4 protein-coding genes are annotated in these 2326 nt (G+C 72.4%); 1 reads left to right on the top strand and 3 read right to left on the bottom strand.

The features are described 5' to 3' along the window. Nucleotides 1–865 (top strand): acyl-CoA dehydrogenase family protein (locus tag G6018_RS14300; protein WP_206685268.1); only part of this gene is annotated, 865 nt, incomplete at its 5' end. 95 nt (nt 866–960) lie between these two features. On the opposite strand, the gene G6018_RS14305 is transcribed toward G6018_RS14300, so the two are convergent. Genes G6018_RS14305 through G6018_RS14315 form a run of 3 tightly spaced genes read right to left on the bottom strand, consistent with a single transcriptional unit; the run spans nt 961 to nt 2262 of the window. Beyond that, the gene (locus tag G6018_RS14305; RefSeq protein WP_179525620.1) at nt 961–1239 is read right to left on the bottom strand and encodes a Rho termination factor N-terminal domain-containing protein; all 279 of its coding nucleotides are present in this window, start codon (nt 1237–1239) and stop codon (nt 961–963) included. Nucleotides 1240–1244: 5 nt separating this feature from the next. After that, nucleotides 1245–1715 carry an FABP family protein gene (locus tag G6018_RS14310; protein ID WP_182639977.1) on the bottom strand — a complete coding sequence of 157 codons (471 nt, stop codon included), beginning with the start codon at nt 1713–1715 and terminating at the stop codon, nt 1245–1247. A gap of 10 nt (nt 1716–1725) precedes the next feature. Further along, on the bottom strand, nt 1726–2262 hold the full coding sequence (locus tag G6018_RS14315; protein WP_182639978.1) for a DUF488 domain-containing protein: 537 nt from the start codon (nt 2260–2262) through the stop codon (nt 1726–1728). Nucleotides 2263–2326 lie beyond the last annotated feature (64 nt).

The following is a 2326-nucleotide window of genomic DNA, read 5'->3' on the forward strand; positions in this document are numbered from 1 at the left end:
CGCCTGGGCGCAGCGCATGACCGCCGCCTACCTCCGCCACGCGGCGGACCGGTCGGACGCCGCGTGGCGGACCTATCGCGCCGTGGCCACGGGGGACCGGCCCGGTGTGACCGGCATGGCCGTTGCCCAGCGTCAGGCGGTCGGGCTGGGCAGAGTCCCGATCACCGCCACTCCGGTCGACGGCGGCTACCGCATCGACGGCCCGGTCGCGTGGGCCTCCAACGTCTACGAGGACAGCACGATCGTCCTGGCCGCCAACACCGGGGACGGGCGCAGCCTCGTCCTGGCCTTCGAGGCGTCGACTCCGGGCGTGGACATGCGCAGCGCCCCGGATCTCCTGGCGCTCAACGCCACGGCCTCGACCATGATCGGGCTCGACGGCGTCGTCGTCCCCGACGAGCAGGTGCTGGGGGAGGACCTGGGGGACTTCCTGACCGGCGTGCGCCCGGAGTTCCTCGTCCTGCAGGCCGCGTTCTGCTCGGGTGTCGCGGCGCGTTCTCTCACCGAGGTCGAGGGACTGCTCGGCGGCCTCGGTGCGTTCTCCGCCGACGAGCACTCCGCGCTGGTGGACCGCCACGAGCACATGCACTCGGAGTTGCACCGACTGGCGTCGCGGCCGGGAGAGGGCGCTCTCGTCGACCTCCTCCTGTTGCGCCTGGACGGCGCCGAGATCGCTCCCGCCGCCACGCGACTCGAGGCCATCCTCTGCGGTGGAATGGGGTATGCGCAGGACGCCCCCGCCAATCGTCGGATGCGTGAGGCCGCGTTCCTCCCCGTCCAGTCCCCCTCGCAGTCCCAGCTGCGGTGGGAGCTCGACGGGCTGGGGGTGTCCCGGCTCGTGTGGCGGGGGGACGCGGCGCGCTGACGCACCGGGCCACACGCCGACGAGGGTGAGCGCGCGGCCCGCTGGATCCCGGCCCGCTGATCCCGGCTCGGTGAGCCCGGCCCGCTGGTCCCGGCTCAGTGCTCCCGCAACGCCTCGATCAACTCGTCCTTGGTCATGGACGAGCGTCCCTCGATGCCGATCTCCCGGGCGCGGTCGCGGAGCTCGTCGACGGTCCAGTCCTCGTACGAGCCGGCCTTGCCACCCTTGTGGCCGACCTCGGACCGCGATCGCCCGGCCGAGGCGTTGGCGATCCGGGCGGCCTTCTCCTTGCTGGCGCCGTCGTCGCGCAGCGCCTCGTAGACCTTCTCGTCCTTGATGTTCGCGGATCGCCCGTCGTTCTTCTTCTCGGCCACGGCGCTCAGACCCGCCGCATATCGGAGTGGAGGTGATGGGTCATCGGCTGTCCGACCGCGGCCATGGCGAAGGTGGTGACCAACCTGTCCCCGGTGAGTTCGTACCGGCGCCTGGTGGCGTCCACCTGCTTGGCGGTGGCGCTGTTGGCCACCCGGGCCTGGAATTCCAGGACGAGCGAGTCCGCCTCGGCCACGACGGTGCCCTCGGCGAGTTCGGTCTGTCCCATGGGCTGCGCCAGGATCAGCTCGGCGGTCCCGGCCCCCGGGATGCGCAGATAGCCCGTCTCCGTGTGCATGGGGGAGCCGTCCGCGCTCCACGACCGTTGGACGTAGTGCAGGAACGGCTTGCCGACGTCCGAGAAGACCACCTCGTCGGTGTACGTGAAGTCCTCGATGGTGGGATACGACCCCGCGCCCTCACCCCTCCAGGTGCCGAGAAGTGCGGCGACGGGGGCGAGGGAGGGTGCCGGTTCCATGCCCATGAGCCTAGGCGACGCCGGCGTCCCACACCGGCTGTCCGTGGGCGTCGAGCCGAAGTCCTTCGCTCGGGCTGTGCCCGGTGATCGACCCGCTGTGCATGAGGTGCCCCACGGGGAGGTCGTGGACGGTCGTCGTCACGTCGGCCACGATCCTGCGGTGGCAGCGCCACCACACGGACTCCGAACACATGACCGCGGTGCGACGGGCGCGGGCGTCCCCGACGACCCGGTCCAGTGCCGCGCGGAACCCGGGGGAGCGGGTCCACGCGCTGTAGGCGCGGAACGCCTCGACGCGCCACCAGGTGTCGGGTGAGTCGCGCCGTTGCTCCGCCGTGAGGGTGCGTCGGCCCCCGAGCTGCTCCTCCCAGCGGTAGTCGATGCCGAGGTCGCGGGCGAGCTCCGGCACCGCCCCCCGTGCGGCGGCCGAGTTGGCGCGGCTCCCGGGGAATCGACGGATGTCCACCAGGAGTTCGACCCCGGCGCCGGTGAGCAACCCACCGAGCTCGTCGCGCGCGAGCCGACCGTGCCCCACGGTGAGGAGCATCAGTCCCTCGCGTGACCGGTCCCGGCGGCCTCCGCTGTGGTGGGGGCGGGCCCCGACTCGTCCC

This window comes from Dietzia sp. DQ11-44 (assembly GCF_014145205.1).
Lineage (GTDB): Bacteria > Actinomycetota > Actinomycetes > Mycobacteriales > Mycobacteriaceae > Dietzia > Dietzia natronolimnaea.